General features: G+C 62.2%; 16 protein-coding genes and 1 tRNA gene. 10 read left to right on the plus strand and 7 right to left on the minus strand.

From position 1 onward, the window contains the following. Positions 1 to 3 precede the first annotated feature (3 nt). The 3 genes from V5F68_RS22850 to V5F68_RS22860 all read left to right on the plus strand — a co-directional run bounded on the left by V5F68_RS22850 (position 4) and on the right by V5F68_RS22860 (position 3021). Positions 4 to 1740, plus strand: a complete 1737-nt coding sequence (locus V5F68_RS22850; protein ID WP_394012984.1) for a sensor histidine kinase — start codon at positions 4 to 6, stop codon at positions 1738 to 1740. Between the two features lie 135 nt (positions 1741 to 1875). Then, a complete protein-coding gene (locus V5F68_RS22855) occupies positions 1876 to 2142 on the plus strand; it encodes a con-10 family general stress protein (RefSeq protein WP_348845434.1) in 267 nt (88 codons plus the stop codon). A 294-nt stretch (positions 2143 to 2436) separates the two neighbouring features. Further along, positions 2437 to 3021: a sigma-70 family RNA polymerase sigma factor gene (locus tag V5F68_RS22860; RefSeq protein ID WP_394012983.1), complete on the plus strand. Its 585-nt coding sequence runs from the start codon at positions 2437 to 2439 to the stop codon at positions 3019 to 3021. 278 nt (positions 3022 to 3299) lie between these two features. Here V5F68_RS22860 and V5F68_RS22865 read toward each other — a convergent pair whose 3' ends face one another. Further along, entirely contained in the window at positions 3300 to 3554 is a 255-nt protein-coding gene (locus V5F68_RS22865) for a hypothetical protein (protein WP_394012982.1), read from the minus strand. Positions 3555 to 4233: 679 nt separating this feature from the next. Between V5F68_RS22865 and V5F68_RS22870 the strand changes: the two genes are divergently transcribed. After that, entirely contained in the window at positions 4234 to 4416 is a 183-nt protein-coding gene (locus V5F68_RS22870) for a DUF1328 domain-containing protein (RefSeq protein ID WP_348845431.1), read from the plus strand. Positions 4417 to 4679: 263 nt separating this feature from the next. Here V5F68_RS22870 and V5F68_RS22875 read toward each other — a convergent pair whose 3' ends face one another. Both V5F68_RS22875 and V5F68_RS22880 read right to left on the minus strand, forming a co-directional pair. After that, complete coding sequence (locus V5F68_RS22875) at positions 4680 to 4949, minus strand: YMGG-like glycine zipper-containing protein (RefSeq protein WP_394012981.1); 270 nt, start codon at positions 4947 to 4949, stop codon at positions 4680 to 4682. A gap of 111 nt (positions 4950 to 5060) precedes the next feature. Further along, positions 5061 to 5441 (minus strand): hypothetical protein, encoded by a 381-nt coding sequence (locus V5F68_RS22880; protein WP_394012980.1) that lies wholly within the window; start codon positions 5439 to 5441, stop codon positions 5061 to 5063. Between the two features lie 192 nt (positions 5442 to 5633). Here V5F68_RS22880 and otsB point away from each other — a divergent pair, with 192 nt between their 5' ends. The 3 genes from otsB to V5F68_RS22895 all read left to right on the plus strand — a co-directional run bounded on the left by otsB (position 5634) and on the right by V5F68_RS22895 (position 8369). Beyond that, a complete protein-coding gene (otsB, locus tag V5F68_RS22885) occupies positions 5634 to 6488 on the plus strand; it encodes a trehalose-phosphatase (protein ID WP_394012979.1) in 855 nt (284 codons plus the stop codon). Between the two features lie 2 nt (positions 6489 to 6490). Continuing rightward, a complete protein-coding gene (gene otsA, locus V5F68_RS22890) occupies positions 6491 to 7963 on the plus strand; it encodes an alpha,alpha-trehalose-phosphate synthase (UDP-forming) (protein WP_394012978.1) in 1473 nt (490 codons plus the stop codon). A 321-nt stretch (positions 7964 to 8284) separates the two neighbouring features. Continuing rightward, a tRNA-Leu gene (locus V5F68_RS22895) sits at positions 8285 to 8369 on the plus strand. A 106-nt stretch (positions 8370 to 8475) separates the two neighbouring features. On the opposite strand, the gene V5F68_RS22900 is transcribed toward V5F68_RS22895, so the two are convergent. The 3 genes from V5F68_RS22900 to V5F68_RS22910 are packed head-to-tail and all read right to left on the minus strand — an operon-like array spanning position 8476 to position 10989. Beyond that, the gene (locus V5F68_RS22900; protein ID WP_322432392.1) at positions 8476 to 8610 is read right to left on the minus strand and encodes a DUF2474 family protein; all 135 of its coding nucleotides are present in this window, start codon (positions 8608 to 8610) and stop codon (positions 8476 to 8478) included. After that, positions 8591 to 9589: a cytochrome d ubiquinol oxidase subunit II gene (gene cydB / locus V5F68_RS22905; RefSeq protein ID WP_322432393.1), complete on the minus strand. Its 999-nt coding sequence runs from the start codon at positions 9587 to 9589 to the stop codon at positions 8591 to 8593. The genes V5F68_RS22900 and cydB overlap by 20 nt, the downstream gene beginning before the upstream one ends. After that, positions 9589 to 10989 (minus strand): cytochrome ubiquinol oxidase subunit I, encoded by a 1401-nt coding sequence (locus tag V5F68_RS22910; protein WP_394012977.1) that lies wholly within the window; start codon positions 10987 to 10989, stop codon positions 9589 to 9591. Before V5F68_RS22910 ends, cydB begins: the two co-directional genes overlap by 1 nt. 275 nt (positions 10990 to 11264) lie before the next feature. On the opposite strand from V5F68_RS22910, the gene V5F68_RS22915 reads away from it, so the two are divergent. Next, on the plus strand, positions 11265 to 11885 hold the full coding sequence (locus tag V5F68_RS22915; RefSeq protein WP_322432395.1) for a peroxiredoxin: 621 nt from the start codon (positions 11265 to 11267) through the stop codon (positions 11883 to 11885). Continuing rightward, entirely contained in the window at positions 11882 to 12277 is a 396-nt protein-coding gene (locus V5F68_RS22920) for an ArsR/SmtB family transcription factor (protein ID WP_322432396.1), read from the plus strand. Before V5F68_RS22915 ends, V5F68_RS22920 begins: the two co-directional genes overlap by 4 nt. 120 nt (positions 12278 to 12397) lie before the next feature. Here the strand turns inward: V5F68_RS22920 and V5F68_RS22925 are convergent, their stop codons facing one another. Next, entirely contained in the window at positions 12398 to 13180 is a 783-nt protein-coding gene (locus V5F68_RS22925) for a crotonase/enoyl-CoA hydratase family protein (protein WP_394012976.1), read from the minus strand. A 150-nt stretch (positions 13181 to 13330) separates the two neighbouring features. Here V5F68_RS22925 and V5F68_RS22930 point away from each other — a divergent pair, with 150 nt between their 5' ends. Continuing rightward, positions 13331 to 14482, plus strand: coding sequence for an AraC family transcriptional regulator (locus tag V5F68_RS22930; protein ID WP_394012975.1), 1152 nt, complete (start codon positions 13331 to 13333; stop codon positions 14480 to 14482). Positions 14483 to 14583: the final 101 nt, after the last annotated feature.

Below are 14583 nucleotides of genomic sequence, written 5' to 3' on the forward strand. Positions count from 1 at the left end.
GGCATGTGGTGGGTAAGAGGCGAGGCGGCTCGGGCGCGTCATCGCGAACGGGCGGCGATCTTCGCTTCTGCGGTGGGTCAGCCGCGTCATTTGCTCGATAGCGTTCGACGCGGGCTCCTGGTGGTGATCCTGCTCGCGATCACGCCGATTGCCTCCGCAAGCATGTTGCAGGGGGTCCTGCAATTGCGCCGTGCCGGAGAAGAAGCCCAGCATCGGCTTCTCCAGGGCGCCATCGCCGGCGCCGGCAGCCAGCAGAATGTCTTCGCCTCCGCCGAGAATGTGCTGCAGGCCCTCAAGAATGTGCAGGCTGTGCGGGCAGCGGGCAGCGAGTGCGCGCCGACCTTGTACGGCGCCACCCTGAGCCTGCCGTTTGCCTCCAATATCGCACTCATCAGCAAGGACGGGCTCGTGGCGTGCTCCGCGCTTGCCTCGCCGGGCCAGGATCTCTCAGGGCGAGAATGGTGGCGCGAGGTGGTGTCCAGCAAAGCGTTCGTCATCAGCCACCGCATGCTGAGCCCGATCACCCGCCAGCAGATTCTCGCCGCCACCCTTCCTCTTTACGGAGAGACCGGCCTGTTCGAGGGAGCGATTACCATCGCCATCGATGCGGGATGGCTCGATAATCTCCTGAAGCGGGAGACGCCGCTCAGCGATGGCGTCGCCGCGGTTCTGGACGACGATGGGACGGAGCTGGTCTCGAACGCGCCCGGCATTTCCCGCCGCCTGTTCGCCGACCATGCCGCCGTGCAGGCGTCCGGTTCGCTCGAAGAAGCGAAGGACGAGTCCGGCCGCTCCTGGACCTTCGCCACAGCCCCGCTGGATCGGCAGGGGCTGCGGGTCGCCTTTGCGAAGCCGACCGACCAATTGTTCGCCTGGACCACTCTGCATGTCGCGGTCAGCTTTGTTCTACCGGTCGTCATGGTGCTGTTCACCATCGTTGCCATATGGCTGGCAACCGACCGTATCGTGTTGCAATGGTTGCTGTACCTTCGCCGGGTCACCGCCGTGTATGCCCAGGGCCATTACGGCTTTCGCCCCTCGCGCATGGGTGATGCGCCGAGCGAGTTCCGGGTGCTGGGCAACGCCATCGAGGACATGGCCCTGGCGGTGCGAGAGCGCGATGGCAAGCTGCGCGAAGCTTTGGCGCAGAAGACCGCACTGGTTCGCGAGATCCACCACCGCATCAAGAATTCGCTCCAGGTGGTGGTGAGCCTGCTCAGCCTGTACGGCTCGGGCATCCCGCAGGGGCCGGACCGTCGCCGCTTCGAGCAATTGCGTACCCGAGTGAACACGCTCGCCGTGGTGCACCGGATCCTGTTCGAAGCGAATGAGGGATCGGAAGTGCGCCTGCGCGAGCTGCTGCGCGAGCTCGGGGCGCTGCTGGAAGGCTCATCCGACCGCAATGTGATGGTGATCGTCGATGCCGAGGACGTCACCTTGTCCACGGATCTTGCGGTGCCATTGGCCCTGATGCTCTCGGAAATCGTTATGGCCCTGTCCGTCAGCAAGGGGCGCGGGCCGGTGCGCATCGCCCTGCACGCGATGCAGGAGGCAGACCTGATCGCATTGCGCATCGAAATCGGCGAGCCGCTCGGGGATCGCCTGGCGGAGGGAAATGCGGACCTCGCCTATGGCTTCGCGCGGCAGATGGGCGGCTCCATCACCACGGAGGAGAGCCCGACCGGTGCGCGGGTGATCGTGCGCTTTCCGCCCCGCCAGGTTCATCGGGCGGCAACGTAGTTTCATACCTTTTCCCATGTACGGCACCAGGATAACGACGGTTCCTTGTCTTTAGTCGGAACCTCAGCCGCTCCCGCTCGTTGTGTGGAGGAGTCTCAGGAAGGGCTCATTCCCCCAACGCTAAGGAGCGAGGAGATGACGAAGGCTCAAGGAAAGGGCTCGTCCAACCGCGGCTTTGCGGCGATGGACGCCGAAAAGCAGCGTGCCATCGCCCGGAAGGGCGGCGAAAGCGTGCCGGCGGAAAAGCGCAGCTTTTCCCAGGATCGCGCTTTGGCCTCCGCCGCGGGGCGCAAGGGCGGCCAGAGCGTGGCGGACGAGGATCGCAGCTTCTCGCGCGATCGCTCGTTGGCTTCGCAGGCGGGCCAAAAAGGCGGCCAAGCCTCCCATTCCGGACGGTCGTGAGAGCCAGCCGGGATTAGTTTTGCCTGAGCGGGGAGGCCGACCCGGCTTCCCCGTTTCTTTTTGCGAATCCGGCGCATTTTTGCTGGCATTTCGGGAACTTCACCTCGCGCCGTGCGTTAGGTGGTGAAGGAAGGGATGGTACACCTCGCCATTGCCACGGTTCCGGGACGTCTGCACCGACCAGGTCGGGTTCAGCCGTGCTGCTTTCATCTGGGCGCATTGTGTGCCGGTCGGGAGGAGAGGATCGTGGACGCATCGATGTGTCATCCAAAGGAAGCGGAAACCAGAACTCCCATGGATGCTGACACCGAGACTTCCGCCCCCGTGGTTTTCGACCTGCGCACGCAGGTGCTTGAACTTCTACCGGCCTTGCGTGCCTTCGCGCGCTCCCTGACACGGAATCGGACGGAAGCGGACGATCTGGTGCAGGAGACTCTGCTGAAGGCGCTGTCGAATATCGACAAGTTCGACCCCGGAACGAACTTGCGCGCGTGGCTCTTCACCATCCTACGCAACACTTATTATACCGAGATCCGCAAACGCCGGCGTGAGAATGACGGCATGGCGATGCTGGCCCAGCAGGATTCCAACATGGGACCTGGGCAGGAATGGGCGGTCACGCTGACCAGCCTCAAGGAAGCGTTGGAATTGCTGCCCGCGGACCAGCGTGAAGCGCTTGTGCTCGTCGGCGCGGCGGGTCTCTCCTATGAGGAGGCGGCCGATGTCTGCGGATGCGCGCTCGGTACCATCAAAAGCCGGGTCAATCGCGCCCGCGCCAAGCTGCTGACCCTTATGGGCGCGGAAGATACGGCTGACGTGGTGGAGGGCGACGCCCTGGCCATGTCCGCCGCTCGGATCACCAGCACCTCCTCCACCTGAGGTTTGGCACTTCCGAGGCCCGTAACGGCGATACGCCCTGCGGCCTATAAGGCTATCAAGCTTCATTAATTTAGTGGTGCCCCCGACCTGCACCTGCAGCGGGTGATCACCCGTCTCCTTTCCCAACGCAAACAGCACAATAAAGGCCCCACCCTGGGGCCCTTATTGTGCTGTGATCTTTCAGGTTTGCCCTAACGAAGCACGAATACGCGGCACCGCCTCCCATCAGGGAAGGGATGTCGCGTGCGCTTCTGTTTAACGGACGGACGGGCGGGCGGCTACGCCTCGTCTTTTTCCTTCGGTGCCTCCGGCACCGCTGACGGGTCTTCGCTGCTCGGTCCGGTATCGGTTCGAGCAGCGACAGCACCCTGCAATTGCTGCGCGAGGCGCAACAAATCGTCGGGCACGTCTTCCTGGGTGAATTCATCGAACAGCTGGCGCAATTCCTTACCCAGAAGATCCTGGCGTGCGGAAATGTCCCTGCGATGAGGGGCTCGCATACCGCCTCCCTCTCTTTGGTCCTGCATGGTCACGGTTTGATCTGGACGCAGAGTGCGCATGACATAGGTTCGCCAGGTGGCAGGTGGGCGCTGCACAAGAACAGGCTAAGCTGTGCCATGGCAGCATCCCTTCCTGCAAGGGTCGGGTATTGAAGGGCCAGGGGTGGGACCGCAGAACGTCTCATTCTCGGTACAACCGTGAGGAGCCGTCCGCGGGCGCGCCCTCATCATCCCAGTGTGGGCTGCGGGGCGGGGAGGGCGGCGCGGCGGGCTGGCGATCGGCCATGCCCGGCGTCTCTCCATCGCCGATTGCAGCCGACACCGCACGAAGATGCCGGCGCTCCTCGTCCGGACCGTGAAATTTACGCGGGCGCGCATAATCGCGCGGCGCCTGATCCGGCGTGAATTCGCACTGGTCGTATCCATGCGGCGCTGAAAGGCCCTGAGGCATGATCTTCTCGGCCGGGGTATGTCGCGGTCCGGGCATTCTGCTCTCCTTCCGCATGTACACTATTCGCAGACAAACGCGGTGCCGGGAGCTTTGTTCCGGCGAATGCGGCCCCGGTGCAAAATATTCCCGCCACCACCAAAGCGCGGCCGGAGCCGGGAACCGCGACGGCGTAGAAGGGTTGACACGGCAAGGCTTCATCTGTCCCGCTCCGCGCCCGCATCAGGACGTGTCGCGGCCGGGGCGCAACACGGAGACAATGCCATGATCAGCTGGGCCATTACGTTTCTTGTGATCGCCTTGATTGCCGCGGTGCTCGGCTTCGGTGCCATCGCCGGCACGGCCATCGAGATTGCCAAGATCATCTTCTATGTGGCGATCGTTCTGTTCCTCATCTCCGCCGTCATCGGCTTCATGCGGCGCGGCGGTGGGCCGAGCGTGCCGTAAAGGCGTCTTCCCGCTTGCCATCTCGCCTGAGCTTTGAAGACCCCGGCTTGTCCGGGGTTTTCTTATGGTGGCAGATAAAAAAATGGCGAGCCGCAAAGTGGGCCCGCCAATGAAGATGACTTGGAGGCGTCGGCAGCAAGCCGACAGGAGGTCAACATTGTAACCCGGCTCAGGTTCCGTGCGAATTCAAGCCAAGGCGAAATAAAAAGGGCGCCCCGGGGGGCGCCCTGATTCTGTCCCTCAAATCAGGACTTGTCGCGTGCTCAGGGGCAGGTGACGCGATAGGAATTGCCGTAGGCGTCGCGCGCCCAGCAGGCCTTCGGGGTCGTGGCAGCGCCGACAATCGCGCCGGTGGCGCCACCGAGCACACCGCCGACCACAGCGCCGCCGGCCGTGCCGGTGGCCGCGCCGCCAATCAGGGCGCCCGCGCCTGCGCCGAGCAGACCACCGCCGACCGCGCGGTCAGATTCCGAATATTGGCTGCAGCCGCCGAGCGCCAAAGCCGCCGCGAACACGATGATAGCCGCCCTCATTTTCATCTCCACATATCCTTGTCGCCGGCGGGCGCCGGGAATGCGTCCGGCCGATAGTTCTTCATGCCCCCGTCGGCGGCCGGCGGACAACCCCGCCAAACGAGGGAATTCTCACTGACGCCGCGAAGACGTACCCGTCATAGCATACAGCACATACCCGACGGTCAAGCCCACGGCTATTGCGCCCAGCACGATCGATCCCGGCTTGCGGGCGACGAGATCATGAGCTTGATCAACCACGTCATCAATATGACGGCTTGCCTCGTGGCGCCCCTTGCGCGCGAGGGACAGGCCATTGCGCGCCACATGCGCGGCTTCCTGCTCCAGGGTCTGCAAGGCGTCGGTGAAGTAGCGGCCGGCCTGATGGCGCGGGGCGCGCGTGTTTTCCTCCGCCGCGTCGGCCAGCGCCTCACCCAGCAGCGTAATATCGTGGCGCAGCGCTTCCAGGCGCTTGGAAATGTCGGTCGTGGAAGATCGGGACTGTCCGAACATGCGTTTGGTCTCCGTGGATTCGTGGACCCAACGCCCACCGCCGCGTGCGGTTCCGGTCGAGGTTGAGACGAAGCCGCAAAGCAAGCGCAAGCGCTGCTTTATTCATCGTGGCGTTTTTTTGGTCGCATTGCGGGGGAACCTGAAACCAAGCGAGGGCGTTTCAGTGACATCATCAAGATGGACCGACGCTTCATGACGACTTTCAGCCCCGGCTTTTCCACTTCTTTCGCGCCCGGCTCCGGCCGGACCGATGCCGGGGTGAGTGCCAACACCGAAGCCGTTTCCGTAATGGATGGCCGCACCCTGGCGTCCCGCCTGGATCCCACCCGGTGCGCATTCTTCCTCGATGTGGACGGAACGTTGATCGACATCGCGCCCCACCCCGATGCCGTGATGGTGCCCGCCAGCCTGCTGCACGATCTTTCCACGCTCCAGACGCGCGCCGAGGGCGCGCTCGCGTTGGTGAGCGGACGCGCGATTGAAAATCTGGATCGCCTGTTTTCTCCGCTGCGGCTTCCGGCCTCCGGCATTCATGGCGCCGAGTCTCGCGGCCGGGCGGGGGAAGGCATCCACACCTCGGTCCTGCCGCTGCCGCAGGACGTGCGCGACGCCCTGGCGCTGATCGCTGACGATCTCGACGGCGTCATGGCCGAAGATAAGGGCGCCAGCGTCGCCATGCATTATCGCAGTGTCCCCTCCATCGGCCCGGTGCTGGAAGGCCTGCTTCACACCTTGGTGGACCGCACCCTCGGCCGCCTTGTGATTCTGCCCGGTCGGCTGGTGTTCGAGGTGAAGCATGCGGGCCACGACAAGGGTCTCGCCATCCGCAAATTCATGGAACTGCCGGAGTTTGTCGGCCGCACCCCCGTGTTTCTGGGCGACGACGTAACCGACCAGGCAGGATTTGCCGCCGTCTCCGCCCTCGGCGGCATCGCCATTTCCGTCGGCCGCCGGTTTCCCGGTGTCCATGCCGTCCTGCCGGAACCGGCGGGCGTGCGTGCTCTCATCGCCACCCTCGCGGCGAATCCCATCGAACGGAGGAATTGACCGTGTCGCGTCTCATCGTCGTATCGAACAGGGTTGCCGTTCCCCAGCAGGGCGAGAAAACCGCCGCCGGTGGTCTCACCGTCGCTGTCAATGCCGCCCTGAAGGATCGCTCGGGGATCTGGTTCGGCTGGTCCGGCCGTATCAATGACAATCCCTCGGATCGCCCGACGGTCTCGACCCGCGGCAAGATCAAGTATGCTGTGGTGGATCTGAAGGACGACGATTACCAGGAATATTACAACGGCTTCGCCAATCGCGTGCTGTGGCCGATCCTGCATTACCGTGTCGATCTCGCCGAATTCCAGCGGGCCGACCTGTCTGGCTATATTCGCGTCAACCGCAATTTCGCCGAGCACGTGTCGAAGATCCTGCAGGAAGACGATGTCGTGTGGATCCACGACTATCACATGATGCCGCTCGCCAAATATCTGCGCGAGCGCGGGCACAAGAACCGCATCGGCTTCTTCCTGCACATTCCCATGCCGCCGCCGGAACTGCTGGCCACCTTGCCGCGCCACGGCGAGATCATCGGGTCGCTTGCCCATTACGATCTTGTGGGGTTCCAAACCGAGAACGACCGCGACAATTTCGGTCGCTATCTGGAAACCCGCGGCGGGCAGGCGACATCTGACGGAACGGCTTATGACATCGCCGGCCGGCGCGTGAGGATTGGCGCATTTCCCGTCGCCATCGAGACCGAGGCGTTCGCCCGGCGCGCCCGTCATGCCGGGCGTACGGCCTATGTGAAGAGCTTCGGCGAGAGCCTGACCGGCAAGAAGCTGATCCTCGGCGTGGACCGGCTCGACTATTCCAAGGGCATCCCGAATCGCTTGGAGGCGTACGAACATCTCCTGCGGACCGCGCCCGAGCTGCACCAGAAGATGACCTTCGTGCAGATCACGCCCAAGAGCCGCACCGAAGTGCCCGAATATATCGAGATGGATCGCTTCATCTCCCACAAGGCCGGGCAGATGAACGGGCTGTATGGGGATGTCTCCTGGACGCCGCTGCGCTACGTGAACAAAACCTATTCACGCTCCGCGCTCGCCGGCTTCTATCGGCTGGCCGACGTTGCGCTCGTAACCCCGCTGCGCGACGGCATGAATCTCGTCGCCAAGGAGTTCGTCGCGGCCCAAAAGCCGGACGATCCCGGGGTGCTGGTTCTCTCGCAATTCGCCGGTGCGGCGGCGGAGCTGTCCGGCGGTGCGCTGATGGTGAACCCGCATGAAACCGAAGGCATGGCCCTCGCCCTGCGGCGTGCGCTGGAAATGCCGCTCGACGAACGCCGTGAACGCCACGCCCGCATGATGGCGGTGTTGAAGCGCAACGATATCGACAGCTGGGCGCAATCCTTCCTGGAGGCGCTGAACGAGAAGCCGCGCGTTTCCTCTAGCCAGTTCATGAGTCGGTCGCCTCTTCAGAGCCTGAGCTTCGGCACTGGCTGGCATGGCGTCCACCGGCCGCAGGGCCTGTGAGCGCGATCTGCACGATGTGACGGCGGTCAGGGCTGCGGGCCGCTTCAGTGTGGTGCCGCTTGAGGCGGGAGAACCGTGCTTTTTTTGTTGGCGCGCCCCGCAAGCCGTTATAGATAGCGCCTGATGCGGGCGTGGTGGAACTGGTAGACGCGCCGGACTCAAAAAGAGGTTTGTCTACCAATCCACAGGAAATCACGACGAGTTGAATGTGTCGAATTTTCAGGGGCTTGGGTGGGAAGAAAAAGTGAAGTGAGCCATTCGGTTTTTGCTCTAGGTGCAGTATAGGTGCAGAGAGCGTCGGCTAGAATCGGCGGCGAATATGCGGGTGTGGTGGAATTGGTAGACGCGCCGGATTCAAAATCCGGTTCCGAGAGGAGTGTCGGTTCGAGCCCGACCACCCGCACCATCACTTTAGGCGACCTGTCGGACTGACGTGGCGAGCCGGCAATTCGGATCATGGGCGATCATTCGTCGGGGTGCACGCTGACGATTGCCTCGCTTCGGATCTCTGATCACAGCCTGAGAACAACTCGTATGGACAATGCTACAAGCGTCAAAGCCAGGACGCTTGCGAGCCATATACCACCGAACCAAGCAAGCCGTTTCCAGAGCTTGGGCGCCGTCTTTTCAGTGATATCCAGTTTCATCGACCTTGCCTCGGAACACCCAATAGGCCCATGCGGTGTAGGCGATGATGATCGGGACGAGTACGCCCGCACCGACGAGCATGAAGACCTGGCTGCGTTCCGGTGCGGCGGCATCCCAGATCGACACCCGCCCAGGAATAACGTCGGGCCATATCGAAATAGCCAGTCCTGCCATTGACAGTGCGAACAGGACAAGGGTCATCGCGAATGGAAGCCAATCCCGGCTGCGATCGATCGATCGCCAGAGGATGAGCGCGGCGATGGCGACGAGCAGAGGCATTTGAGCTGCGGCGAGCACGCCCGGCCATCCAAACCAGCGCTGATAGTAGCGCGCTTCAAGAAGCGGAGTCGCTGCACTGACGGCGACGAGCGCTGCGACAAGCGCGATGGTGAGTATACGTGCGTGCCTCCGGGCATGCGCCTGTATAGGGCCGTCTGTCTTCCAAATCAGCCAGCCCGCCCCAAGGAGCGCGTATCCCACCACGAGACTTGCGCCAGTGAGAAGCGTGAATGGGGTGAGCCAGTCCCACCAGCCGCCCGCATAGGCTCTTCCTTCGACATGAATTCCCTGAAGAAGCGCCCCTAGCGTGATCCCTTGAGCGAAGGTGGCGATAATGGAGCCGGCGCTGAAAGCCATGTCCCAGAACTGGCGATGGCCTGGGTCGCGCCATCGGAATTCGAATGCGACACCGCGAAAGACAAGGCCGAGCAGCATCGCGATGAGTGGCGCGTAAAGGGCCGGGAGCACGATCGCATAGGCGAGCGGGAATGCGGCCATAAGGCCGCCGCCGCCAAGTACCAGCCACGTTTCGTTGCCGTCCCAGACCGGCGCGATGCTGTTCATTGCGCGATCGCGCTCGCCGCCGACACGGAACGAGGGAAAAAGGATCCCGATGCCGAGATCGAAGCCGTCCATGACGACATAGGCTGCCACGGCAAAGGCGATGATGCCTGCCCAGATGATGGTGAGATCGATCATCACGAGCCTCCTCCTTCAACGGCCGGCGCGGGCGTGATGCCCGCCGCGCGAACCGGTTTCCCTTCGGACGGGTCGGCGCTCTCGTGTGATTGCGGCGGCTTGGCCATCAGCTTGAGGATGTACAGAGTGCCGGCCCCAAAGACGGCGAAGTAGACGATGATGAAGGCGATCAGAGACGCGGCCACGGCCGGCGCATCGAGAGGAGCCGCCGATTCAGCCGTTCTCAGGAGGCCGTAGACAGTGAAGGGCTGACGGCCGACTTCAGTCGTGATCCATCCGGCTATCACCGCGATGAAGCCGCTCGGGCCCATCACGATCGCGGCCCTGTGAAGAAGGCGCCAGTCGTAGAGGCGTTTGCGATACCGTGCTGCAAGGCTCCAAAGGCCGAGGCCAAGCATCGCAAACCCGAGGCCAACCATGACCCTGAATGACCAGAAGACGACACCGATGGGAGGATGGCGATCGTCGGGTATCGTATCGAGGCCGGCCAGTGGGGCATTGAGATCATGCTTCAGGATGAGCGACGAGGCCTTGGGAATCTGGATCGCATAGTCGACGCGCTTTTCGGCGCTGTTGGGAATGCCGAACAAGATGAGCGGCGCACCGTCGGGATGGCTGTCATAGTGTCCTTCCATCGCCATCACCTTGGCGGGCTGATGTTCGAGCGTATTGAGACCATGCATGTCACCGGCGATGATCTGTATCGGCGCCACGAGCGCCGCCATCCACATCGCCATGGAGAACATTTTTCGCGCGCCTGGATTGGTGCGATCTTTCAGAAGATGCCACGCACCGACCGCGCCGACCACGAAGGCCGTCGTCAGATAAGCGGCGATAACCGTATGAACGAGGCGGTAAGGGAAGCTCGGGTTAAAGATGATAGCCCACCAACTTGGCCCAGGGAGAAACTGGCCGTTCGCGCCGATCTCGAATCCTGTTGGCGTCTGCATCCAGCTATTGACCGACAGAATCCAGAACGCGGAGATGAATGTTCCGACCGCGACCATGCAGGTCGCCACGAAATGCAACCTCGGCCCGACCTTGTTGATGCCGAAGAGCATGACGCCGAGGAAGCCGGCTTCCAGAAAAAAGGCCGTTAGGACCTCGTAGGCCATCAGGGGGCCGATCACCGGGCCGGCCTTGTCCGAGAACACGGACCAGTTCGTCCCGAACTGGTAGGACATCACAATGCCGGATACGACCCCCATGCCGAAGGCAAGCGCGAAGATCTTGAGCCAGTACCGATAAAGATTGGCGTAAACGCCGTTTCCGGTTTTCAGCCAAAGCGCCTCCAACACCATCAGGTAGCTGGCAAGGCCAATGGAAAAGGCCGGGAAGATGAAATGAAAGCTGACGGTGAAGCCGAATTGAATTCTCGCCAGCAGCAGGGCATCAAACATAGCGCTTCTCTTTCAATCGCGTGACCGAGGCGAGCAGCGGGACCTGCGACATCTCATTGGAAGGAAACTTTTCCTTCGTGTGAGTCCCGAACCTAACCGGAAGGTGAAGGTTCCTGGAGCTATCGTCGGCATCGAAGCCTCGCGAGGCCGCCGATCAGCGATTTGACCGCTGACATTTATGTGTTTGTCGAACTATGTAATTGTGTAATCATATTGCGTCAACCGGCCCGGCATGCGACAAACGCGTTGATGACGTTTACGAGACCAAGACTTCAATGAACGACGTATCGATTCGTATACCTGCTACCGCCTTGCGGATGGGCGACACCGCCCCGGATTTCGAAGCACGCTCCACCCATGGCCCGGTTCGGCTTTCCGACTTCAAAGGCCGCTGGCTGGTGTTTTTTTCCCACCCGGCCGATTTCACGCCCGTCTGTACAACGGAATTCGTTGCGCTCGCCAAGGCGCACGACCGGTTTGCCGCGCTCGACTGTGCACTCCTCGGGCTATCCGTGGACAGCCTTTATGCGCACCTCGCCTGGACGCGCGCGATCCGCGAACTCTTCTCCGTGGGAATCCCGTTTCCGGTGATCGAGGACCCGACGATGCTCGTCGGCCGAGCCTACGGGATGATTGACGAGGCGGCCGAGAGCAGCGCGGGCGTGCGGGCAACCTATTTCATCGACCCGGAAGGCGTGATCCGCGCGATCACGCATTACCCCCTGACGATTGGCCGCTCTGTCGATGAGATGGTGCGGATGGTCGAGGCACTGCAAGCCACCTATTCGGGAGAGAAGCTGGCTCCCGCCGACTGGCAGCCTGGCCAGCCGCTGCTTCAGCCCGCCGATGAAAAGGCCCAGCATGAGGCCGACTGGTTCTGCCGGAGGGACGGATGAAGACGCTTTGGCAGTCGCGCGCGCAGGCCGATATTGCCGCGGACAAACTGCGCAAGTTCGCGCAGCCGCAACGTTTGATGATCCTCTCCCTTCTCCTCGAAGGGGAAAAGTCGGTTACCGAGATCGACATCTCGACCGGCATCGGCCAGCCCGCACTCAGCCAGCAGCTCGCTGAGCTTCGCAAAGCAGAGCTCGTGACGACGCGCCGCCAAGCGAAACAGGTATACTACAGCCTCGCAGATGAGACCGTCGTCCTGTGCGTACGCAGCATCGAAGCGGTGTTCGGCGCCGGGGATCCTGAACGGGCACTCCTGAGCATGGTGAGGCCGGAAGTCCGGCCGGAGCGTAGGGATATCGTGCGAGGTGCGGCAAATTTCGCCCGGATTAGGTGATCAGGACCCGCGAGTTCACACCGCCCTGAAGGCCTACAACCGGACCGCGAGTAAGACATAAGGTTGCTGCAAGAAGTGGTATGAGTTCGGCGAAGACGCCGCGCCTTGACCTGCGACAGGCTATTTCGGGACGGGCTCCAGCCTGTTGCTTTTCTTGTCCAGGAACGATCGGAGCCCTTCCGCCACTTCAGGACCGCTCTGCACGATCCCCGCCATGAGGCTTTCGGTGAAAAGCCCGTCGGTCGTCGACATGTCATTGATCCTGCCAATCGCCGTGACCATCGCATAGTTCGAGAGAGGCGCGTGCTTGGCCGCAGCCGCCGCGATCTCCAACGCGCGTTCCAGACCTTTGCCCTCCGCAGCGATCTCGTGACAGAGTCCCAGGTCCAGGCCACGCTGCGCATCATAGGTGCGCGCGGCGAGCATCATGTCGACCATTCTTCCGGGTCCGATGATCCGTCCCACACGCACCGTCGCGCCGCCACCGGTGAAGATCCCGCGCTGGCCTTCGGGAAGCGCGAAGAAGGTCGAGGGCTCTGCTACACGGGTATGGCAGGCCGCGGCGAGCTCCAGCCCGCCACCGACGACCGCACCCTTGATCGCCGCGATCACAGGCAGTCCGCCATATTGGATCTGATCGAAGGCCCAATGCCATTTCTGGCACATGCGCATGAATTGAGCCGGGGTGCGGGCGAGCCGCGCGTGTTCCTCGAGATCGAGACCGGCGCAGAAATGCGGCCCGGCAGATGTCAGGACGACGACCTTCGTGCCGGGCGGCGGATCGGCGAAGAAGCGGCCGATCTCCATGACGGTGGCCTCATCGATGGCGTTGCGGCGCTCGGGGCGCGACAGCGTCAGGAGCGCGATGTCTCCTTTCAACTCGATATGTAGGGCCGTCGTCATTGTCGTTCGCTTCTCCAGTTGGTCGCAGCTTGGCATGCGGCAAATTTCGCGCATCCCGCTATCGTGAGATCAGAGGTGTTGCATTGCTGGCCATAGTTTCATGGAAAGCATTTGCTCGAAATGATACTGATTGCCAAAAGGATGACGGATTTGGCCAATCTCCAAGAAACGGCGGTGAGAAGGCTGACGGGCCCTGACCCCGTTACGCTTTCTGCTGCGCTGATCGAAGAGTGGCTCGCAAGCCTTCAGGCCATCGCTTCCGAAAGCCGCGTTCGGAATTTCCTGGATGAAGCGGGGATTGCGGAGCGGCTCCTGCGTCGACCAGATGGCAGGATCAGTCAGGATCAAGTCATCGCGCTCTATAAGATCGCAGCGGTTCAAACCGGCGATGAGATGATGGGCCTCTGGTCACGCCCGATACGTTCGGGGGCTCTGAAAATCATCTGCCGGACGGTCATCGATGCCCCGTCCATGACGACCGCCCTTCACCGCCTCGCGCAGGTCTGGAATCTTCTGCTGGATGATCATCGCCTCTCGCATGAATCCGCCCCGGATGTGGAACGCATGACGCTCTATTCGACAGGGAGGGCGCGAGTCACCAATCGGTTCTCGCACGTCATCATGATGAAACTCGTCCATGGAATCGTATCATGGCTTGCCGGTTCAGAGGTTCCGATCGCGGGCATTTCATTCGCCTTCCTGCGCCCCCCTTTCGGCGCGGACTACAACACCATGTTCCCGGCAAAGGCCGGATTCGAAGCGCCGAGCACCAGGATCGAATTCTCAAGCGCGACGATGCGTCTGCCGATCGTGCGCTCGAAGACGGAGATCCTGGCGTTTCTCGAGCGCGCGCCGCGTGACTGGATGTTCACGCAATCGTCCGAACACGCCCTGACGCTGAAGATACGCCGAAATATTCTCGTTTCGCCGCGAGGCTTCGAGCTGACTTTGCCGGAGGCTGCCAACCAATGCACAATGTCGCAGCGTAGCTTGACCCGACGGCTTGCAGCCGAGGGGACCTCTTTCCATGAGATCAAGGACGACCTGCGAAGGGACGTAGCGCTCCGAGCACTTGTTTCGAACGTCGGGAATATCGAGAGTCTGGCGTTGCAACTGGGCTACAGCGCCGCGCCGGTTTTGCATCGGTCCTTCCGACGATGGACGGGTATGACCCCCGCCGAATATCGGCGGGTGGTTTCAGGCAATACGCCAACGCCCGATGCCGGAGCATCCCGCGATCGGGCGGCAAATTCGGTATCTGGAATGGAACTGTTTATCGCGAGGACTGAAATCGCCCGATGAGCCGCTATTTCGCGCGAATTCGCTGATCGGAAACCTGTCTTAAGACGCTCTTAAGCTTGGGGGCGAGGCGCTCATCCTGGGCATCGAGTTGCCGGGAGGAA

The sequence above is a fragment of the Roseixanthobacter pseudopolyaromaticivorans genome, assembly GCF_043195145.2.
GTDB lineage: Bacteria > Pseudomonadota > Alphaproteobacteria > Rhizobiales > Xanthobacteraceae > NCEH01.